Annotated in this window: 15 protein-coding genes; 9 read left to right on the forward strand and 6 right to left on the reverse strand. The window is 54.3% G+C overall.

Annotated elements, in window-relative coordinates; translation table 11 throughout:
- Positions 1-487 precede the first annotated feature (487 nt).
- Positions 488-3,328 carry a DUF748 domain-containing protein gene (locus tag QEH52_RS16360; RefSeq protein ID WP_308951898.1) on the forward strand — a complete coding sequence of 947 codons (2,841 nt, stop codon included), beginning with the start codon at positions 488-490 and terminating at the stop codon, positions 3,326-3,328.
- Positions 3,329-3,441: 113 nt separating this feature from the next.
- Here the strand turns inward: QEH52_RS16360 and QEH52_RS16365 are convergent, their stop codons facing one another.
- On the reverse strand, positions 3,442-5,352 hold the full coding sequence (locus QEH52_RS16365) for a tetratricopeptide repeat protein (RefSeq protein ID WP_308951900.1): 1,911 nt from the start codon (positions 5,350-5,352) through the stop codon (positions 3,442-3,444).
- 515 nt (positions 5,353-5,867) lie between these two features.
- Between QEH52_RS16365 and QEH52_RS16370 the strand changes: the two genes are divergently transcribed.
- The gene (locus QEH52_RS16370) at positions 5,868-7,634 is read left to right on the forward strand and encodes a SulP family inorganic anion transporter (protein WP_308951901.1); all 1,767 of its coding nucleotides are present in this window, start codon (positions 5,868-5,870) and stop codon (positions 7,632-7,634) included.
- 123 nt (positions 7,635-7,757) lie between these two features.
- On the forward strand, positions 7,758-8,618 hold the full coding sequence (locus QEH52_RS16375; RefSeq protein WP_308951902.1) for a DMT family transporter: 861 nt from the start codon (positions 7,758-7,760) through the stop codon (positions 8,616-8,618).
- A gap of 14 nt (positions 8,619-8,632) precedes the next feature.
- Here the strand turns inward: QEH52_RS16375 and QEH52_RS16380 are convergent, their stop codons facing one another.
- Positions 8,633-9,508: a LysR family transcriptional regulator gene (locus tag QEH52_RS16380; protein ID WP_308951904.1), complete on the reverse strand. Its 876-nt coding sequence runs from the start codon at positions 9,506-9,508 to the stop codon at positions 8,633-8,635.
- A gap of 82 nt (positions 9,509-9,590) precedes the next feature.
- Here QEH52_RS16380 and QEH52_RS16385 point away from each other — a divergent pair, with 82 nt between their 5' ends.
- From QEH52_RS16385 to QEH52_RS16405, 5 genes are all read left to right on the forward strand, one after another.
- Complete coding sequence (locus QEH52_RS16385; RefSeq protein ID WP_308951905.1) at positions 9,591-10,097, forward strand: DoxX family protein; 507 nt, start codon at positions 9,591-9,593, stop codon at positions 10,095-10,097.
- A gap of 8 nt (positions 10,098-10,105) precedes the next feature.
- Positions 10,106-11,005, forward strand: coding sequence for an EamA family transporter (locus tag QEH52_RS16390; protein WP_308951907.1), 900 nt, complete (start codon positions 10,106-10,108; stop codon positions 11,003-11,005).
- Between the two features lie 41 nt (positions 11,006-11,046).
- Positions 11,047-11,664, forward strand: coding sequence for a nitroreductase family protein (locus QEH52_RS16395; protein ID WP_308951909.1), 618 nt, complete (start codon positions 11,047-11,049; stop codon positions 11,662-11,664).
- Between the two features lie 72 nt (positions 11,665-11,736).
- Positions 11,737-12,540, forward strand: a complete 804-nt coding sequence (locus QEH52_RS16400; protein WP_308951910.1) for an alpha/beta hydrolase fold domain-containing protein — start codon at positions 11,737-11,739, stop codon at positions 12,538-12,540.
- Positions 12,537-13,259, forward strand: coding sequence for an NAD(P)-dependent oxidoreductase (locus QEH52_RS16405; RefSeq protein ID WP_308951912.1), 723 nt, complete (start codon positions 12,537-12,539; stop codon positions 13,257-13,259). The genes QEH52_RS16400 and QEH52_RS16405 overlap by 4 nt, the downstream gene beginning before the upstream one ends.
- A gap of 410 nt (positions 13,260-13,669) precedes the next feature.
- On the opposite strand, the gene QEH52_RS16410 is transcribed toward QEH52_RS16405, so the two are convergent.
- The gene (locus tag QEH52_RS16410) at positions 13,670-14,647 is read right to left on the reverse strand and encodes an AraC family transcriptional regulator (RefSeq protein WP_308951913.1); all 978 of its coding nucleotides are present in this window, start codon (positions 14,645-14,647) and stop codon (positions 13,670-13,672) included.
- 93 nt (positions 14,648-14,740) lie between these two features.
- Between QEH52_RS16410 and QEH52_RS16415 the strand changes: the two genes are divergently transcribed.
- Positions 14,741-15,601 carry an NmrA family NAD(P)-binding protein gene (locus QEH52_RS16415; RefSeq protein WP_308951915.1) on the forward strand — a complete coding sequence of 287 codons (861 nt, stop codon included), beginning with the start codon at positions 14,741-14,743 and terminating at the stop codon, positions 15,599-15,601.
- Between the two features lie 53 nt (positions 15,602-15,654).
- On the opposite strand, the gene QEH52_RS16420 is transcribed toward QEH52_RS16415, so the two are convergent.
- The 3 genes from QEH52_RS16420 to QEH52_RS16430 form a co-directional block, all read right to left on the reverse strand.
- Positions 15,655-16,626, reverse strand: a complete 972-nt coding sequence (locus QEH52_RS16420) for an acetylxylan esterase (protein WP_308951916.1) — start codon at positions 16,624-16,626, stop codon at positions 15,655-15,657.
- Positions 16,627-16,850: 224 nt separating this feature from the next.
- A complete protein-coding gene (locus QEH52_RS16425; protein ID WP_308951918.1) occupies positions 16,851-19,910 on the reverse strand; it encodes a tetratricopeptide repeat protein in 3,060 nt (1,019 codons plus the stop codon).
- 63 nt (positions 19,911-19,973) lie between these two features.
- Positions 19,974-21,827 carry a DNA topoisomerase IV subunit B gene (locus QEH52_RS16430; protein ID WP_308951920.1) on the reverse strand — a complete coding sequence of 618 codons (1,854 nt, stop codon included), beginning with the start codon at positions 21,825-21,827 and terminating at the stop codon, positions 19,974-19,976.
- Between the last annotated feature and the right edge of the window lie 34 nt (positions 21,828-21,861).

Genomic DNA, 21,861 nt, shown 5'->3' on the forward strand with positions numbered 1-21,861 from the left:
GATTCCGTGCGTGCAGAGCAGGTGCGGAGACCTGCGATCCCGGGGAATGACTCCGATTCCGTGCGTGCAGAGCAGGTGCGGAGACCTGCGATCCCGGGGAGTGGGCAGGGGGCAAACGCAAAATTTAAAGATCAATATGGTTAGACTTTGCTGAATTCATCAGAGCGCTTTAGTAATTGAGCACCCTTGTGAGTAGTTCCGGCACATGATTCTGGGCAAGGTCCCAGAGGGCTGCGTCTGAGTGTAACGGTCGAGTGTTTTTGTTTGTGGATGTTAAAACGATGATCTCGTTGGGAGCCTCTGATTTTATCCTCTAGTGTCGCTGTGCCTAAATTTCCTCTTTCAGGGGCTTGATGATTTGGTCTCTAATTCTGCTTGTTGCATCTCAGTGCAAGCTGCGCTCGGCTTTATTTTATTCCGCTTGCTCTCCGTGCCTCATTTCGACTCAGCGGTTGCTTTGGGTTGATGGAGTGTTAGTTGTATGAGTATGAATCGATTCTCAAAAACTTTGGTTATCTTCGCTGCTTTGGTTATTTGGTATGCCTTGATTGGTTTTTGGATCGCGCCAGCTCTGATCCGGCATTTTGGTGAACAGCAATTACAGGCGCGTTTCAGTCCGGATTCGACGATCGCTAAGGTGCGGATTAATCCTTTTTCGGGCGCGTTTCGCGTGGAGGGCTTACAACTAGCCGATGCTGCGGGGGCTTGGTCCTTAGACTGGCAGACGGCGGAATTGAATCTTAGCGCTGCGACTTTTGTTAAGTTTTACCCGGTGCTTGATGTGTTGCGTCTCGCCGGTGCCGAGTTGCGCTATGAAAAGAGGCCGGGGCTGGCTCAGCAAGATCCAGTCGAATCAGTCGACTCAGATGACGCTGGGGATTGGCGTAATTGGGTCGATGAGTTGAATTTGACTGAGGTGCCTGAATTACGAGTGGACTTGTTGGAAGTCTCCGCTGGGCGCGTTGAGTTTGTAGATCTGACAGCTGCGACGACTTATCACAAAGTGGTGGATCCGATTGATTTTACATTGCGCGGGCTGACGACGGTGATTGAGGGCGATACCGACATGCGCTTTGTCGCTGAGATGGATGATGGTGCGGTTTTGACTTGGCAGGGAGATTTCCAGAGTCGCCCAATTCGTAGTGCGGGTGCTTTTAGCTTAAGCGGCTTGGCTGTGCACGATTTATCTCCTTATTATAGTGAGTTGATTCGATTCGATCTCAAGCGTGCCGTCTTTGGTTTGCGCTTCGACTATGTGTTGGACCTTTCCAGTATGGATCAGTTGCTCGAGCTGCAGCAGGGGCAAGTGAGTTTAAATGAATTGCTCTGTGAGCCCATCGGGCAGTCTGAGCAACTCATCTCGGTGGATGCTGTTTCGCTCGACGGCATTGGCTTTCGTTTTCCAGAGATGGCGCTGGAGATCGCTAGTATCACGGTGTCGGACGGAGCGACTCGGATCGCACGAGATGCGAAGGGAGAAATTAATCTAGCACACTTGCTGGTGTTGCCAGCTGCGAGCGAAGGAACTGCGCCAGAAGAGCCTACGCCAGAACCGGCTGCTCGTGAGAGTTTGCTGCCGGCCTTGACGTATCAAATCGGCCAGTTGAGCTTGAGTGATTACCGTATCGTCTGGGAGGAAGTGCTGGCTGCGGGCTTGGCTAGTTTGACCGTTGAGATTCCTCAGATGACGCTGACAAGCCTCTCGTCGGACCTTTCAGCCCCCATTCAATTGCAGGCCAATTATTTGATCGGCGAATCGGGCAGCGCGCATATTGCCGGCAGTATCGTGCCGATGGAGTCTGAGCTGGATCTATCGATGCAGCTACAAGGGATTCCCTTGCAGCTGCTCTCACCTTATACTCAAAATTTTGCGACCACCCAGATTGAGAGTGGCACATTTGGCTTTGATGGACGTTTTGAGTACGCAGCCTCAGGGTCGCAATCGCTGACGGGTAATGCTTCGATCCTCGGTATGGATCTTATCTACGATGAGAATTTGCACGCCAAGTGGCAACGTTTACAGCTGTCTGAATTACGTTTAGATTTGGCGCCTTTCTCTTTGGCGATGGATGCGGTGGTGCTGGATCAGCCTGAGATTATCTTCACTCAACAGCCCTCGACTGCCGCAACTGCAAGTGAGGCGGTGGCCGAAGAGGTGCCAGCAGCCAGCGAGGCAGCGGCCGCGGATAGCGGAGAGGCGACGCCTATCCGCATCGACACTTTCGCGATTGCCGAGGGCAGCATCACTTATGTGGATCAAAGCATGGAGCCTGCGCCTCGCATCGTCATGGATGAAATCGGCCTGATGCTGCGCGGCCTGGACCTCGCAGGCAGTGAGCCTGCGGAGCTCGATTTAAATTCAAAGATCAATGGCAGCCGCTTCGAGCTGCAGGGGGGGCTGAATTTGAGTCGGCCCAAAGAGAGCACTCGTCTGCAAGCTTCACTGAGCGGACTGTCCTTGCCTGGTTTTTCGACCTATTCGGGGCAAGCCGTGGGCCGGCGTATTGCCAGTGGCACTTTCAATCTCGATTCGGATTGGGTGATTGAAGCGAGTCAACTTAAGGCGAGTAATCAAATTCGCATAGAGCAATTGGAGCTTGGCGATCGAGTCGAGAGCGAAAACGCGGTGAGTCTGCCACTGGATCTGGCTGTCACCTTGCTCAAAGGGCCCAATGGGGTGATGAATCTGTCATTGCCACTTTCTGGGGATTTGAATGATCCTAAAGTGGGCATTGGGCAAATCGTGCGCACGGCCATCGTTGGCTTGATTACCAATGTGGCTGCGGCACCTTTTAAGCTGTTGTCTGGTTTGGTGCCTGGTGGAGAGGAGGACCTTTCGCGGGTCCGTTTTGATTCTGGCTCAGGAGAGTTGAAGGCCGCCATGGTGTCGCGACTCAATACATTGGCCACTGCTTTGAAAGAGCGACCGGGTCTCAAGCTGGCGATCACGCCGCAGATTTCTGCCGACGATGAGAGAGTCCTGGCGGAAGAGCAGTTACGTATGGCTTTGCTCGGCGACGCTGCTATTAAAGACGAAGCGCTGTATCGCAAACGCCTGACTCAGCGCTATCGAGAGTTCAGTCAGGCGGGAGCGACGCCAGAACTTGTTGCGTCGGCCGATGACGCGCCCGAGTTGAAGCAGATGGTGGCGGCATTGTTACCAAGTATTGAGCTTACGGATACGGATCGAGCTCATTTGGCGACTACTCGGGCCGTGGCTATTCGTGAGCATCTGGTGACGGCTCAAGGGATTACTCCCGATCGCTTGAGCGTCGGCGAGCCTGAGCTAGGTGCTGGCGAGTCCGGTGCGCGTTTTGATTTGAAGTAAGCGTTTCGTTGAGCGGGCGCGGGCCCCGGTTCGAAGAAGCGAGCTTACACTGTTCTGGTAGCGGTGTGGGTTCGAAACTTATTTGTGGGCGGTGAGGTTGTGCTGGTGGCGGCTTAATTTTTCTCCAATTGCCATTTGGCTAGCTGGAATTCTGTTAGATCGGGATTGCCGGCTTCGAGCGCGATTTTGAGTAGTTCCCGGTGGGTCTTGTCTTTACCTTGAGCACGTTCAAATTGTGCTAGCCAAAAGGCGGTCGAGCAGATCTGCCAGCGGGCCTGCGCGGGAGTTTCGGCTGTTCCGGAGGCATCCAGCGCTTGTTTGCGCGTGTATTCCCCTTTGAAATATCGACTGACTTCATCGTCGTTCAACTGATCCGAATTTTGCGAATCGAGCAGGAAGTCGAGGTAGAGTGCTGTGGGGTTCTGGTTTTCTGTGACTTTTGCTTGATACCTGCGCAAGGAGGCAATGGCAGCCTCGGCCTGGTGGGTGGTGTAGGCGAGGAGTGCATGTAGCAGTTGGATGCCCGCGTTGTCGGGAAGTTGCTGAGCCGCGCCGGCTATGACTTGTTCGGCTTGGGCGATCTCACCGAGTTGTAAGTGAACGAGTCCACTGGCGTACGCGATGGATGCATTTTCCGGGGCCAAGCGACTGGCAACTTGGTAGTCGCTGAGGGCTCCTGTGAGGTCGCCGACTTTGCGTAGTAGGGAGCCGCGCAGAGCACGGGTGTCGGCTTGCTCCGAGTCTATCTGTAATGATTCGTTCAATGCGCTGAGTGCTAGAGCTGGGGTGTCGGCTGCGAGGTGTGCGCGCCCCAGCATTGCCCAGGCGGCGGCATTCGGTGCGATGCGATTTAAGGTGATGGCCTCTAGGATTGGAATGGCATCGGCGGGGCGTTGAGCGCGTAGCAAGGCGCGGCTGGCGATGAGGGCCTCTTCGCTGGTTTCGGGGCGGAAGCCTGCATCGATCGCCGCGAGCAGAGCGACTTGAGCTTCTGCCTGTCGGTTGAGCCTCTGCAGGCAGATCCCGCGGTAGAAATAGAGTGAGCGACGCAGTTGCTCAGCTTCTGAGGGCAGGGCGTCTATGGCAGCTTCAAATTTCGCCCGTGCGGTGCCCACGCGGTTCTGGGCCAGTGCGGCACGGCCACTTAGGTAGAGCGCCACGTCTTTGAGTTGTGGTTGCTGGGAGATCGGTTCCAATACAGCTTCGAGTGAGTCCCAGCGCTCGACACTGGCGTAGAGCGAAGCGAGTGTGATGAGAGCTTCGTAGTTGTCGGCTTGCTGTCCGATCAACATTTGCAGGTCCTTGATCGCCGCTTCGAAGCGACCCATCTGCGTGAGCAGTCGCGCGCGCATGAGTCGGAGTGCGGTGCGTTGTTGTAGTGCTTCCTTTCCAGTTTCTGCTTGGTAGACGGCGATGGCTTGATCGATGGCGGCGACAGCTTCGTCGTGCGCCCCCGCCTGCATCTCGACGCGAGCTTTTTCCAGATAGGCCTCGCTGCTGAGGCGTAGGCTACTGTTGGCGCTGCTGGGGTCGGCTAGATAGATATTGTTAAAAGCCTCTGCGGCTTGATCCCATTCGCCGGCAGCCATGCGGAGCAAGCCCAGTAATTGGTTGGCTGCGCGGGCGTCGTCACTTTGGGTGGGGGCTTGTTCGAGGACTTGTTGTATCAACGCGCTGGCCTCGTCGCGGCGTTGCATATTGCCCAGCACCAAGGCCTTGAGCAGGACGTGTTCGTTGTTCTCAGGTTCCAAGCTGAGCGCTCGCTCGGCGGCAGCGAGCGCTGACTCGGATTTGCCTTGGTCGAGCATGGCTCGTGCTTGCAGGGTGAGAGCGGGCAAATAGTTTGGGTTGAGCCGCAATATTTGCTCAATGCCGCGCTCGGCACCTTGCAGGTCGCCGATCAAATAATTGCCTTCAGCAATGCCATAGTAGAATTCGATGCGATCGGTTGAGGGCGCAGCGTAAACACCGAGGCAGCTGAGACTCAGAAGTAGACCGAAGAAGATGTGAGCGCGAAAAAGCATGTATGAGGGATTTGCTATAAAAAAAGGCAGAGGACGATTGGAAAATTGCTAAACTCTGTTCTATCATAGTAGATATGAGTCAATCACCCAAGTCTAAGAAGGGAACGCGTTCGGCTGCTGATATGTTATTTGACAGCTTGGGTGCCTTAGTTCCGAGTTGTGGGCCCGCTATGCACTTAGTCGAGTTGGGCCAGCAGCGGCCGCTTAAACTGCGGGAGAAATTCGTATTGTTGTATAACTCCCCGCTGTGTTTGCACTGTAATTGTAACCGTAGGAAGTTTGAGGAAGAGAAAGCGAAGATGCATGCGTTTCAAAGTTCCCGTTAGTATTTTCGGAGGATTGTGCTGAGCGTGCGCCTGCGGTGCATCCATTTTCGGCTTTTAGATCTGAATATAGGCTCTATCTAGGCTTCGTGGACGAGGCCACTTAGAGTTACGAAACCTCTTTGTTTCCGCCTGAAAGATTGACACCGTTCTTTACGCGCTGCCTCATCTACGCTTAATCTTTTATTTCTGATGTTTGGTAAGCTATTGAATTGGATTCGTCAAAGTGGGCTACACCCGTTTCCGCTCTACCGTACTTTGAGGCAGTACACCTTTCGCAAGGCCATGGCTGATTGTCGTGCTGGTTTGAATGTGTGCTTGCTCGATTTTCCTCAGAGCATGGCGTATGCCTTGATTGCGGGCTTGCCGGTACAGATGGGAATCTTTTGCTCTGCGCTGTCGAGTGTGACCGCGCCTTGTTTCGCAAGCTCACGTTTTGTGTTGATCGGGCCTTCGAATGCCACTGCGGTCATGCTATTGAGCACCTTTTTGACTTTAGGCTATGCTCCTGAGCAGGCGATGCTGGCCCTGCCGGTGCTGTTGATTCTGGTTGCTGTCTTTATGTTAGCCGGTGCGCTGATCGGTATCGCAAATTTGACTCAATACGTCTCGCGTGCGGTGGTTGTCGGCTATATTACGGCCGCGGCCTTCTTGATTATAGTGAATCAAATGAAAACCGTGCTAGGCTTACATGTGCCGCGAGCTGGCACCTTCGCGGAGTCTTTGAAGCTCTTGATATTAGGGATTGGAGAGACACAGTGGGAAGCGCTCGTCGTGGCGTCGCTCACATTACTGGTCTTCTTGCCACTACGGCGCTGGGCAAAAGGCCTGCCCAACATCGCGATCAGTCTGCTAGTCGTGGCAGGTCTGGCCGCGGTTCTGAGACATTATGGCATCCACGCAGAAATGCTGAGCCCGGTTAGTATTAGTTCTTGGCAGTTTGGCCTACCTCACTTCGAGATCGGCGACTTAGCAGTGCTGGCTAACGGGGCATTGGCTGTAGCATTTCTTTCACTGCTGGAGAGCTCTTCAATTGCCAAGACCCTGGCGGCCCAATCGGGCGATCGAGTGGATCTGAACCAGCAGATGTTGAGTATGAGTGCAGCCAGTTTCGTGAGTGCTTTGGGAGGCGGCATGGTGGTGTCGGGCTCGCTGACCCGCTCGGTGCTCAATTTTAAAAGCGGCGCGCAGACGATCGTATCCAGTATTTTTAATGGCATTTTCTTAGTGATCGGGCTCTTTTTGCTGGGGCGATTTATCGGCTATATTCCGAAGCCGGCACTCGCAATGCTGGTGATCGTCGTGGGCGTCTCTTTGATCAATCGTGCCAATATCGCGGTTATGTTAAAGACTACGCGCAGCGATGCGACCGTATTTCTAGTCACTTTTTTCGGAGGGCTCTTTTTCGCGCTGGATACAGCGATCTACATCGGCACGGCCGCATCGATTGGGCTCTTCTTGCACAAGGCGAGTAAGCCAGGACTGATGGAGGTCTCTTTTGATGATAGTGGCAAGCTGGTCGAGCAGAAGTTGGAGCAAGAGCGCAAGGAGCGTCCAGAGATCGCGATCGTACACGTGGAAGGAGACCTGTTTTTCGCATCCAGCGATGTTTTTTTGGATCAGATGCGTCACGTCGTCACCCACCCAGCTCTCAGTGTGATCATTTTACGCCTGCGCAATGCGCACAATTTGGATGCTTCTGTGGCACTTACAATTAAAGAGCTGGTGCTGTTTGCACGTAAGAATGGGCGCGATGTCATTGTGAGCGGGGCACATCCTTATATCGAGCGCGTCTTTCAGAACTCAGGCTTATTAGAGACATTAGGAGAATCGAATTTCTTTCGTTACCATCCCGAAAACCCCACCATTTCTACCCGCGATGCACTGAAACGTGCCCAGGAAATTACAGGTGAGAGGTCGGCCGATATTACCATTTACGCCAGCGAGAAGAAAGAGTGAGCGTGTCCTCATAGGATGCTTTGCTAGTCGCTGACAGACAGACGCAGGGCTGCGTGCGTAAAATAATCAGTCTTTATTCGCTCCTGAGTTGACCTCGCGCAGGCCTGCTGAAAGGTGCGCAGCGTGATTGCCACTCGAAAACAAGGAATACTACACGCTCATTTGGCCGCGCTTCTGTTTGGAGGCACGGCACTGTTTGCGAAATTGATTCCACTTGCTGCCGATGTGATCACATTTTGGCGCACTGTTGTGGCCATGTTTGTGATGTGGCTACTTTGTCGCCTGACCGGGCGCTCCATGAAGCTTGAGCGTCGGCGCGACGTGTATTATCAGATCGGACTCGGGGCTATGTTTGGCATCCATTGGGCCACCTATTATGCATCCATTCAAGTTTCGACGGTGGCGATCGGCATTACCTCGCTCTTTGTAGCGCCTGTGCTCTCTGTATTGATTGAGGCTGTCATGCGTCGAGAGTGGCCGGATGTGGTGGACTTATTACTTTGTGGAGTCGTCTTTCTCGGGGTGCTGTGCCTGATTCCGAACTTTGATTGGAACAGTGGCTACCTCAAAGGCGTGGTGCTAGGTGTGATCTCCGCGCTCTTTCTCGCGCTGCGACAAAATTTGCACCACCGCAGTCGGGCGAAAAATTCCTCCAGCTTAGTGCTCTTATTCTATCAATTGATCGGGATCGCAGTTCTGTTTGCGTATGCGGGCGTCGGCGTTCCACAGGACGATTTGAAAGACAATTGGGTCAATCTATTACTCTTAGGCGTCTTTTTTACCGCAATCCCACACTTCCTCAACGTCTCCGCCTTGCGCGAGCTGGAGGCGAAAAGTGTTTTAATCATCACCAGTTTGATGGTGCCCTATGGGATTGTACTCGGCCTGTTTTTCTTGGACGAAGTGCCCGCCCCGCGCACACTGATAGGTTGCCTTTTAGTGATGGTTGCAGCCACTGCGGAAAATTTACGCATGCGCCGTTAGGGGGGGGAGTTGTTCTATATGCCGATCCAGTCGACGAGTTGGCGGGCGGGTGCAGAGCCGCGTCCGCGTTGGCGTAGTACGAAGAGTTCCCAATGCGCCCACTTGTCGGTGAGTCTGCAGAATACGACGCCCGGTGGTGGCGGGCTGCTGATGTAGTCGGGCAAGAGGGTGACGGCATTCTCACCAGCGATGAGGGTGAAGGTTTCGGTCACGCTTTCGCTATTTCTGATAAAGCGCGGCTTGAAGCCCGCTTGGCTGCAAAGCTCGCTCATCCAGTGATTACGCCCGGGCACATCCTTGGGGGTGACGCCGATGAAGCGCTCGCCCTTGAGCTGGGCTAAAGAAAGCTCGGGTTCTGCGGCAAGAGGATGCTCTGCAGGTAGCGCGGCGCAAACGCCCAGTTTTGCGGCGCGCCGTTTATAAAAGTCGTTGGTTTGTGCGGCTCCTTCTTGCCCAATGAGTGCCACGTCGAGTTTGCCCGCTTGTAGGGCTTGTAGCTGCTCCGCTGGCGTTTGATCGAAGAGGAGTAGTTGGATGTCGGGATGGGCTGCTTTGAGTTTACTGAGCGCAGGATTTAGAAATTTGGAGGCCGCCATCCCCAGATAGCCGACGCGTAATTGTTGCTGGCGTCCTTGCGCAAAGGCGCAGACATCCGCCAGCGCGAGGTCGTAGTTTTTAATGATCGGCTCGAAGCTGTCGCGCAGGTGAAAGCCCAGATCAGTCGGGAGCATGCCTTTATTGTCCCGTTCAAAGAGCGGCCCGCCGATCTCTTGCTCCAGACTCTGAATGTGGCGGGACAGTGTCGGCTGGGCGATGCCGAGCTGTCGGGCCGCGCGGTTGACGCTGCCCGCTTCCAGCACGGCAAGAAAACTCCGTATTCGATCCAACATAAAAGTGGGTATGCAGAAAATGCATAACAAAGGCAAGCCCGCGGTATTAGTCAGCCGGAGGATTGGCTGCTAGAATAGGGACATGAAAAACGAAAAGAATAGCACGAAACTCTCCTTGATTCGCAGTCTGCTGGCAACCACGGCTGCGGTTCACGCACTTCCACTTCGCATCAGCCTGGCAGTAGTGATGTGGCCGCACGGTGCGCAAAAGCTATTTGGCTGGTTTGGAGGCTATGGTTTGTCTGGTACGATGGCATTCTTCACTGAGAGTTTGGGCATACCTGCTCCGATTGCTTTGGGCGTCATCTTGGTGGAATTCTTTGCCCCGCTCTTGCTCTTGTTGGGGCTTGGCACACGCGTGGCTTCGGCGGCTTTGGCTGCCGTGATGTTGGGCGCGATGGTCATGGTGCAATGGCCGCATGGATTTTTTATGAACTGGTCGGGCACCCAGGCCGGGGAGGGCATTCAGTTTACATTGTTGTTTGTCGGGGCAGCAATTGCACTGGTCGGATCCGGCGGTGGATTGTATTCACTGGATCGATACGTGGTTGATCGTTTGAGCCCTTCATTCGGAAAGGCGGAAGGATGAGCAGGCCGATGTTTCCGTTCGCGCCAGGGAGTGTCTTGTTGACAGCGCTCGCGCCCATTCTTTGGGGGACCACTTATCTCGTGGCCACCGAATATTTGCCCGAAGGGCGTCCTTTGTGGGCGGCTGTGATTCGCACCTTGCCGGCGGGCATGCTGCTCATTGCCTACACGCGTCAGCGTGTGCACTTTATTTCGTGGGGCCGTTTGTTGCTGTTGTCGGGGCTGAACATTGCTGCCTTTCAGGCGTTGCTATTTGTGGCTGCCTATCGCTTGCCCGGTGGGATCGCTGCGATCACCGGCGCCTTGCAACCGTTGATGATCTTGGCCTTGGCTTGGGGCGTCGACCAGATGCGGCCGACGGGAAGCGCTGTGGGCATTGCATTGAGTGCAGTGGCCGGCATGGCTTTGCTGATCTTGTCGCCTGATGCGAAATGGGATTTTGTTGGAATCTGCGCAGCCTTGACGGCATCGGCCAGTATGGCGGCTGGTATATTTCTGTCGCGGCGCTGGAAATCGGACATGCCCTTGCTGGCCTTCACTGGCTGGCAACTGGCACTCGGCGGCCTGCTCTTATTACCCTGGGCAATATTCATCGAGCCCCCGCTCTTCAGCTTATCTATGACGAATGTCGTTGGCTATACTTACCTCAGCATCCTTGGCACGCTGTTTGCCTATGCGCTGTGGTTTCGTGGAATTGCCCGTTTGTCATCTGTGGCTGTCTCAGCGCTCGGATTACTCAGTCCAGTGACTGCCATTCTCTTGGGCTGGCTCATGCTCGGCGAAGCGATGCGACTGCGCGAAATCCTCGGCATCCTGATCGTGCTTGCTTCGGTGTTCGCGCTGCAGTGGCAGCGGCGAACGAAGCCGAATGGCGACAGCCAGGGAACGCTTAAAGCTAAGGCCGCATAAATCGAATTTTCACCAACCCACCACCTTAACCAGGAAATATCATGATAGAACTCAGTCCATCCATCCTTGAAAATCGTGTCACTAGCGGGCGTTTTGATCCGAGTGCGACACTCGACAGCACGAGCATCCGCGAACTCGTTCGTTTGGCCACGCAGGCACCCTCCGCCTTTCATTTGCAGAACTGGAGCTTCATCGCGGTGCACTCCGATGCCGCGAAGCAACAATTAATGGATCTATCCTATGGGCAGCGACAGGTGCGTGATGCCGCGGTGACTTTTATTGTCGCGGGGCATGTGTGTGCTTATGAATCATTAGCCGAGCGTTTACAGCCGTCGGTGGATGTTGGGATCATCGATGCCGTGACGCAGCAAACCTGGGTCGATATGGCGACCGGATCGCACGAAGGCAATGTGGCACTGCAGCGCGACGAGGCGATTCGCTCGGCTTCTTTGGCGGCGATGTCGCTCATCGTGGCCGCCCGGGAACGGGGCCTCGATACCGGGGTGCTCGGTGGCTTCGATGCGGCTGCTGTATGCCAGACATTTGCGCTGTCTGCTGATGCCATTCCGGTTATGTTGGTCACCGTCGGTCGTGCGGCCGCGGGGAATTGGCCGCAGAAGGTACGACGTCCGCTTGATGAAGTGCTACGCTGTGTTTGATCCATCTGCGGGAGTGCCCTCATTATCATTTTGAAATCGTCAAGGTGAGTTTCGCCGGATAAATCATATTCGATGATCGAAGAGTTAAAAGAGATTTCTTACCTTGGAGAGGAGCGGGCGGAGCGCATGGATGCTTATTTGCCGCAGGGGCATGAGTCCGCTTGCCCTGCTGTGTTGTTGATCCATGGGGGCGGCTGGCGCTTGTCGGACAAGGCGGCCGCGCGTGAAGTCAGTATCAGCCGTGATTTAGCGAAGGCAGGCTACGCGGTCTTTTCGATTAACTATCTGCTCAATATTACGGAAGCCCATAGCGAGGGACCGCGTAAGCTTACCCGCCTGGCTTGGCCGACGAATTTTTACGACTGTAAGACGGCGCTACGCTTTATCCGCAAATTCGCGGATCGCTATCGTGTCGACCCTACGCGGATCGCCGTGATGGGATCGTCGGCTGGGGCGCATCTGGCGATGCTGCTCGCGAGTACGTCATTTCATGAGAAATTCAACCAGCAAGGCCTCTATCTGGAGCAATCCAATGCGGTCGCTTGCGTCGTGAACCTTTACGGCGATTACGATGTGCGTGGACGTGCCGTCTCTCCCTTTGCGGGTGAGACAAAGGAACAGACTCAAACGAATGAGCGCGAGGCCTCGCCAATTACCTGGATCGATTCAGCAATGCCGCCGATGTTGATTGCGCACGGCGCGAAGGATGTTACGGTATCGGTCGAGCGCTCGCGCCTGTTGGTGCAACATCTGGATCACTTAGATCTGGACTATCTGTATTTGGAATTGTCTAAAGATGGGCATAGCTTCGATTTACATCCGTGCACATTCGACCTTGAAGCACCGGTCCTTAGTTTTTTGGATCAATACCTATGAAGGTCTTTGTCGCAGGTGCAACTGGTGCCACGGGATGTTTGCTGGCCACGCGCCTGCATGCGGCTGGGCATTTGCTCAATGTGGTGGTTCGATCTGTTGAGCGTTTGCCCGAGGCGCTGCGTGAGGATGCGCAGGTACAAGTCGCAGAAGCCGCATTGCTTGATTTGAGTGATGCCGAGTTGGTGCAGCAGGTGCGCGGCTGTGATGCGGTGGCGCTTTGCTTGGGACATAATCTTTCTTTGAAAGGGATTTATGGTCAACCACGTCGTCTGGTGACGGAGGCGACGCGTCGTCTTTGCGCCGCGATACGAGTTCACTCGCCGAATAGGCCGGTGAAGTTTCTCTTGATGAATACCACCGGCAACCGGAACCGTGATTTAGCCGAGCCGATCCCACTCGCCCAGCATTGTGTGATTGGCTTGTTACGCCTGATCTTGCCGCCTCATCCCGACAACGAGCAAGCAGCGGACTATCTCCGTGTGCAGGTCGGGCAGCGCGATGTCATCGAGTGGGTGGCCGTTCGGCCGGATGGTTTAATTGATGCGGCCGAAGTCAGTGCGTATACGCTGCACCCGTCGCCGACGCGTAGTGCGATCTTTGATGCGGGCAAGACTAGTCGGATCAACGTGGCCGACTTTATGGCACGCTTAATCGAGGACGCCGAGCTCTGGGAGCACTGGAAAGGGCAGATGCCTGTGATTTATAATGAAGAAGTGTAGGTTCATGTATTAAGCACGACTACTCGCCTTCGAAGCGATGTCGCCATCCTTGTGACGGTGTTGCTTCCAAGCGCTTCGTTAAAGGCGCTTGGGCTGCGCTCGGTTGGCCCGAGCGCAGCCCATTACTGAAAGGCACACTTAATGCCTTCCGAACTGTCGGCCTGTGTCACGAAAAGATGACGCCCAAGTAACGGGAGTATGTTGTGCAAGCACAGTCTACCCAGCAGGTGTATCACTTGCGTTCACGCCGTGACATCGAGCGATTCTTGAGAGTTGTGAAGAGTTAAAAACGTTTAGGGGCTAGGCCTAGTGCTCGCTTTAGCTAGGTAGTGTTTTAAACTAAAATTTTATCCCCAGTTCTTACATGATTCGCACTGCGCGAATTGTTAATTTTTGTTTTGGGTTATGGCTCAGCGTTCGACTTCGCTTGCTGTCCTTGCTTGACGTCGCAGGCTGCCGGGCGTGCGGCCAGTAAACTTCTTAAAGCTGCGATTGAAAGAAGCCTCGGATTCGTAGCTTAATTTTTCTGCGATCTCTGCGAGTGGTCGCTCGGTCTCACGGAGCCAGCCTTCCGCGACTTGAAAGCGCCATTGGCGTACATACTGCATGGGTGATTGGCCGACCATGTCCATGAAGCGTTTTGCAAAGCTGGAGCGTGACATGCCGACTTGTGAGGCTAGGGCTTCGACGGACCAGGGATGCGTCGGTTGACGATGAATCCGCGCGATGGCTTTGCCGATTTGTTCGTCGTGGAGTGCACCCAGCCAACCGGTCTTGGCCAGTGGTTCCTTTTCCAGCCAATGACGAATCGCCTGAACGACAAGGATGTCCGAAACGCGCGTGATGATCGTATCACCGCCGGGCTTGAGCGTTTCGGCTTCGTTCATCATCATGCGAATCGTTCCGAGCAGCCAATCATTCTCCGGCGTGTTCGTTTGCATCACGATAATCTTCGGCAAGAGACTCACGACGCGTTGCGCGGCGGGGTCTTTAACCGCGACGGCGCCACAGATGATGCGTGCGAGCTCGCCGCCGCCACCGTGACGCAATAATTCGTATCGTGGGCTAATCTGTTCCCGCTCGAGTTCGAAGATGTTGATGGCTTTGCTCTCCGGATTGTCCACGATCGTGTGACCTTGTCCATGTGGTATGAGCGCGAAATCACCGCTGTTGAGCACTTGCGTCTCCCCATTGGGAAACTCAATCCAGCAGCGCCCTTTGGTGACAACATGAAACATCAGGCATTCCGGCATCGCGGGCAGATCGATCCCCCAGGGAGCCGTCAGTTCGGAACGGCTGTAGAAGGTGCCGCTCATGTGGAGTGAGTGCAGTGCCTCGCCCAGAGGATCCACAGAGCGGAAGGCGGTTTCCAAGGTATCGATGCTCATGTTGTCCCAGAATTGAGCCAATTGGACGAAATGTCAATTTATGTGGACTCGATGCCATAGGAAGTCCTGTGGAAATGGGTTAGTATGGCGACGATGAAAACAAAAACACATAATCAAACCCACACATCCACACCGTCCACCACGACACTAGTTATTGGAGGAAACGGAAAAACCGGACGTCGCGTCGTCGAGCGTCTAGTCGCCCAAGGCCGCTCCGTTCGGATCGGTTCGCGCTCGGCTTCTCCGAGCTTTGACTGGCACGACTCCAGTAACTGGAGAGACGTGCTGGATGGCATCCACGAAATGTATGTCGCCTACCATCCTGACCTCGCGGTGCCCGGCGCGTCCGAGGACATCCGAGAACTGGTCGCCATCGCTAAGGAAAAAGGCGTGCGCAAAATCGTCCTCCTCTCCGGTCGCGGCGAGGAAGAGGCGCAGCTCTGCGAACGTATTGTCCTGCACTGCGGCGTCCCCGCGACTGTAGTCCGCTGCAGCTGGTTCAATCAAAACTTCACCGAGTCTTTTCTGCACGACATGGTGCTCGGCGGCACGATCGCCTTACCGGTCAGCACTGTGCGCGAACCTTTTGTTGATGCGGAAGACATTGCCGACGTCGCGGTCGCCGCACTGACAGAAGATGGACACGCCGGGCAGATCTACGAGATCACTGGGCCGCGGCTGCTGAGCTTTGCCGAAACCGCGCAGGCGATCGCTGCGCAGACCGGTCGAGCGGTTCAGTTTGTCGAGATTCCCATGGACGACTTTGTCGCCGGCCTGCGCGCGGCCGACCTGCCCGAAGGAATGGTTCAACTGATCCAATACCTCTTCACTCAAGTTCTCGACGGGCGCAACGAGAGCCTAGGCGACGGCGTTCAACGCGCACTCGGACGTGCGCCGCGTGACTTTAGCGAGTTCGTTGCGGACGCCCATGCGAGCCATGCGTGGGACGCATAGCGAGTTCATGCTCTGCAATGGACAGGAGTGTCCATTCTCCTGTCCATTGTGGTTTATAACGAGGCAAGCCCCATCATGAACTTAAAGCTGGCTTCGGGGGCACCTGGTAGGGCTTCATGTCCGAAGTCGGGGTAAATCAGTTTGTGCTTGGGGGATTGAATTGCGTTGAACGCGGCAAACTGTGTGGATGGGGGGCAGATATTATCCATTAGGGTGATGCCCATTAGCACCTCTGCTTGGATGCGCGCCGATAAGTGGCTGACGTCGATATAGCCCAGCTTTTCGAATATGGCATCTTCTCGTTGATGTAAGGGATCAAAGCGGCGGAAATAGTCGCGCAAACCGACGTAGGCATTCTGATCCAGATCCATGTTCCAAACTCGCTTGTAGTCGCTGAGGAAGGGGTATTGCGAGTAGATGCGTTGAATACGTGGCTCCAGTGCGCCGCAAGCTAGAGCGAGGGCGCCGCCTTGGCTGCCGCCCATTGCGCCCACGCGATCGGCGTCGACTGTGTCCATTGTCATCACTATTTGTGCCAGTCGCGCTGTATCTAGAAACACATTACGGTAATACATTTTCTCCGGTGCATCATCGAGTCCTTTGATGATGTGCCCGTGCAGGGTGTTACCCTTGGTGGGCACGATGTCTTCTGATTGGCCACCTTGACCGCGACAATCGAGCGCGGCGACGGTATAGCCTGCCGCGACGTATGCGAGCATGTCGGTCCAGTTTGCGGAGGCTCCAGAATAGCCGTGAAACATTACCAGTGCGGGCCCTGGCTTTGCGGATGCTTTGAGGGGTGTGGCCAGCTTGGCATGTACACGCGCGTCCCCCGTGCCGGTGAAGTGGATGGATTGGCACTTCGCGTAGGGAGCCTGAAAGGCCACTTCAGTGTAGGCGATCTGTGGGTCGATGGCTTTGAGCTCTGTTAAGCCTCGATCCCAAAAGGCATTAAAATCGGCAGGCTTTGGGTTGCTGCTGTGATATTCGAGTAGCTCGTGGAGTGGTTTATCAATGACTGGCATGGAATTCTGGCATAGAGAGTCGACAGCTAGAAAGCAAGTTGTCTTGTGGGGTGTAGCTTAGTTTTTGAGATAGCGGGAGACCGCTTTGTATCTTTTTAGACGATTTTCAGTTTGTTCAATATTAGTGGCCGTCGCACTATGGGGGGCTCCGGCTTGACTAAGCAGTTTGGTTAATTCATCGCTGGCGAGGATCGGGGAATCGTGATTAGGATACATGAATTACCTTAATCATGGTAGTGGATCGTATCGACGGAATCGCTACGCCAGCCTTGATCGCTTTGGCTTTCGATGTGTATGTCTAGCATCCCGTTGACTGGTAGGCTCTCTGGCAAGATCATGAGCTCTAAGCTTGAACTGTCACTGTCAGCTAGGAATGGGACATTGGGGTGCCCGTCGCCATCGGTGTCGCTACGCAGAATATCGCCGGGGGAAGTGAAGGTTCCGTCGCCATCGGCATCGATGAAAATGAGTTCGCCATCACCGCTGTAAGCTTCGATTCGCGCGGGGGTGGAGGCGCGAATACGTAGGTCCAGCGAGGTGGCGGATGATTGCTCGCTCCGCTGTAGGAGGTGGAACACGCTGACCATATAAAATGGATTACCCTCGAGGTAGGCGGCATTGATGACGGCGTTTTTATTTGCGTCACCACTTTCGTGGAATTGAAAAGTAGCTTGTTGAGTCTGCCCTTCGTCTGGAGTTGTGGTGAGTGTTAAATCCAATGGTTCTTGACCTGCCGGTGCGTCGACATAGATCAAATATTGAGTGTTGCCCTGCAGCTCGACATCAAGGCTGCGTAGGGTGAAATCCTTGTTCATATTGAGGCTTAGTTGATAGTCGCCCTGCGAAGTTGCCTGGAAATGCTGGATGTGCCCAGCCGCAGTTAGCTGCAGGCTTTGAGTATTTACACTCGAGTTTGTGAGTGTGAAAAGGCCAAGCGCGGGTTTGCCCTGAATTGGAACCGAGACGAGTTTCACTGGTTGGAGGTCGATCGCTTGGACGCTGGTTATCGCGCCGGAGGACGAGGCCGTGCGTGGCGGCTTTTGCTGCTGTCGAGTATCTACGTTGGGCGTTTTTACCGTATTGTTTGTGGACGAGTTTTGCTGCAATCTGTCTTTGGTCGCTTTGCTGATCCATTGCGGATATTCGGCGTCGGGTTGATTGATGAGCTTTCGAGCCAGTTGCTGGTAGTGTTCTGCTAGCGCATTGTTGCCAATTTGCTGATACCATTCGGCTAGCTCTAGGTAACGTAGAGGGAGCCATGTGTAGAGGTCGATCGATTCACAGAATTCGATGGAAGTATGCTGTAGGTCGATGGCGGCGGCGATGTCACCCTGGCTGGCTTTCAGGCGTGCATAGAGATGGTAGAGTTCAGGTTCGTTGATTTTGAGCCCTTTGGATCTGCTTAGCTGCAGTAGTTGTATTAAATCGTCTTCGACCTGAGTGGTGTCTTGGTCGGCTAAGCCCCAGATCGCGCGTTGGCGCAGTGCATCAATCCTTGCGAGAAAGAGCCGCTCTGAGGTGGCCGCTGAGAGCACGTCGTCGAGTTTTTCACGGGCGGCTTGATGTTGGCCCTCATGGCGAAGCAGGCTGGCGATGGCTAGGTCCACCTCAAGCGGAGCCCTTGTTGTGTCGAATTTGTTGTCCTTTCGAAGTTGTCGCAGGGTTTGTAAAGATTCCAGGTTTTCACTGGGAGATTGATGACTGTTTAGTTCGAGCCGAACTTGTCGTGTGCGCGCCTCATGTAAGTGGCGGTAAGCATATCCGCTTTGATTGCTGTCTATGGGGATGGCATATTGCTGAAGTGCTTTATCGTAGAAGCCGAGCCATTCATAAACTTGAGCGTCGAGGAACGCGGCATCTGCTTGTGTCTGCCAAACTTCATTGGGGCGTGAGACTGCGTTTTCGATACCATGGCGAAGGACGGCATCGACCCAATCTCGAATCCATTGAGTGTAACCCAGTGTGCCCCGCCATGCACCTTGGTAGAGGTCGGCTCGTGGTAACACGATGAGTCCGGAAATATCGCCATGGAATAGGGGAGTGCCAATTTTTGTTTTGCTGTTATGGGAGCCTGGTTGCATATGGACCATGGTCTGTAATTGCCGGGTTCGAGGCAGTTTAGGCTGGCCGAGTTGCATGGCCTCAGCAGGTCGTAAGTTGAGTTCGATGCACTCGTTGGCAAGGAAACCTTGATAGACCCATTCGCTGGTCTGCGCCATACCCGCGATGCGTCCAGTGGCGAGTTGTTCTTTGCTTAAATTGTGTAGCATCGCGGAGTCGAGGTAGACCTTATTCGGATTTCTGCGTAGGTAGTCAGCTTTGCATTTTTGATAGAGCCACTGATACAAGCGATAGCTCCATTCTGGGTCTTCACGGCCACTCAATGCTTGTGCTTCCCACCAGACTTGACGGCGGAATGGATAGAGACGATTGGATCGCAACCAGACGTTTAATGTATCTTCTAATCTGTCTAGGCCTGCTTCGATTCCGGCCTGACGATAGACGGCTACCGGCTCGCGAATCCATTTATACGCCTCTTTTTCACTGTGCTTGGTGACACTGGGCAAGTTTTGAATGGCGGCGTGTTCTTTTTTAACTAAGTGGGAGCTCCCTCGTCGTAATCTCCAAAGATTGTTCAGCGCATGTGTGTCGCCGAGCTCGACAGCTTGCAGTAGTAGCTGGATGCCATATTCAGGATCGGGCTGCGAGAGGGTGCCTGAGGTATGGTAATAACCGAGGTTATTGAGTGCATTTACGTTATTCGCTGCGACGGCTTTTTTCAGTAGGTTGAGTGCCTCTACTTCTGTTCCCGCGGTTTTGCCTGCGATGATGTAGTTAGCGAGGTTGTTCATCGACTGCACATCTGATTGTGCGGCAATTCGTAAGTAATGCATTGCGCGCGGCCAATCCTCTGCAACAGATAAGCCCCTTGTCAGCATGTATGACAGTCTGCCGTATGCGCGATCGACGCCTTGGTCGGCGGCCAGTTTGAAATATCGCCAAGCCGCCTTTGTGTCGAGGAATGTACCACGCGCATTCAGATACATATGGCCCGTGTAATACTGTGCGACTGGATCCCCTTGATCAGCGGCGGATTCAAACAGCTCGAAGGCGGTTTCGAAGTCAGAGGGTTTTCCCTGCCCATCGTCATATAGCGCCGTCGCTGTGCGGATCGTTGGACTACAGGCAATCGTCTCCAATGCCTTTACGGCAACGGGCTCTGCTTGCAACCAAGCAGGCGTGAGCAGAAGCCACAGGTAGAATAGGGTAATGGATGCTTTCACTAGTTGTTTCTCCGTTAAATAAATGACGGAGTCAACAATAGGAACACTTGCCGCGACGCCTACTTACGCTACCGCTTCGTCGACTTTGTCTTTTTCAACCTTGAGATTGTCGATGATAAACTCTTGGCGCTCGGGTGTGTTTTTGCCCATGTAGAAAGTGAGCATTTCCTTGATCGTCATGCCCTTGGGGATAATGACGGGGTCCAGGCGAATATTCTTGCCGATGAAGTGTTGAAACTCGTCGGGGGAGATTTCACCGAGGCCTTTGAAGCGGGTGATTTCTGGCTTGGGCTTGCACTCTTCCATTGCGGCGCGGCGTTCCTCATCGCTGTAGCAGTAGCGAGTCACCTTTTTATTACGCACGCGAAAGAGTGGCGTTTGTAGAATGTGGAGGTGGCCTTGTTTGATCAGCTCGGGGAAGAATTGTAGGAAGAAGGTGATCAGTAGCAGGCGGATGTGCATGCCGTCGACGTCGGCATCGGTGGCGATCACGACATTGTTATAGCGTAGGTCTTCGAGGCCGTTCTCGATGTTGAGGGCGTCTTGCAGCAGATTGAACTCTTCATTCTCGTAAACGACTTTCTTAGTCAGCCCGAAGGAGTTGAGCGGCTTGCCCTTGAGTGAGAACACCGCTTGTGAGTTGACGTCGCGCGCCTTGGTGATGGAGCCTGAAGCGGAATCGCCCTCGGTAATAAAGAGGGTGGAGTCGAGACGGCCGTCCTTTTTGGTATCGAGGTGGACGCGGCAGTCGCGTAGCTTTTTGTTGTGTACCTTGGCCTTGCGAGCGCGCTCGCGGGCGAGCTTTTGAATGCCCTTCAGCTCCTTGCGGTTGCGCTCGGACTCTTGAATCTTCTTGCCGAGGATCTCGGCGGTCTCGGGGTTGCGGTGCAGGTAATTGTCCAATGCCTGCTTCATAAAGTTATTCATGAAGGTGCGCACGGTGGGGCCCTTGGGGCCCATGTCTTGTGAGCCGAGCTTGGTCTTGGTCTGTGATTCGAAAACGGGCTCTTCGACTTTAATACTGACGGCGGCACAGATCGAGGTGCGGATGTCGACGGCGTCGAAGTCTTTTTTATAGAAGTCTTTGATGGTCTTGGCTAGCGCTTCACGAAAGGCGGCCAAGTGTGTGCCGCCCATGGTGGTGTGCTGACCGTTGACGAAGGAGTAGTAATCCTCGCCGTAGGATTCGTTGTGGGTAAAGGCGATTTCGATGTCGGTATCCTTGAGGTGGATGATTGGATACATCGGCTCGCCGTCGATCTTGTTGTCGAGCAGATCGTGCAGGCCTTTTTCGGACTTAAACTTCTTGCCGTTATAGACGATGGTCAGGCCGCTGTTGAGGTAGGCGTAGTTCCAGAGCATGTCTTCGACGTAATCGTCGCGGAAGCGGACACTGCCGAAAATCTCGGGGTCGGCGTCGAAGCGGAGTGCGGTGCCGTCTTTGGATTCTGTATCGCTGCGGTCTTTTAGGTCTTCGTTGACGACTTCGCCCTGCGAAAAGCTGACGCAGCGGGTCTTGCCCTCGCGGTAAGCTTGGATTTCAAACTCGGAGGAGAGGGCGTTGACCGCCTTGATGCCGACGCCATTGAGGCCAACGGACTTTTTGAAGGCTTCGGAATCGTATTTTGCGCCAGTATTAATCTTGGAGGCGCAGTCTTTGAGTTTACCGAGAGGGATGCCGCGGCCGTAGTCGCGCACCGAGACGTGGGTGCCGTCGATGTTGACCTCGATCACCTTGCCGTTGCCCATGACAAACTCATCGATCGAGTTGTCGATTACCTCTTTAAGTAGAATATAAATGCCGTCGTCGGAGGACGAGCCGTCGCCGAGTTTTCCGATATACATGCCGGGGCGCAGGCGGATGTGCTGTTTCCAGTCGAGTGATTTGATACTATCTTCGTTATATTCGGCGGACATTTATTCTGGAATATGAAATTGGGAGGAAATTGAA

Source organism: Thalassobacterium maritimum (assembly GCF_031127805.1).
GTDB lineage: Bacteria > Verrucomicrobiota > Verrucomicrobiia > Opitutales > Coraliomargaritaceae > Thalassobacterium > Thalassobacterium maritimum.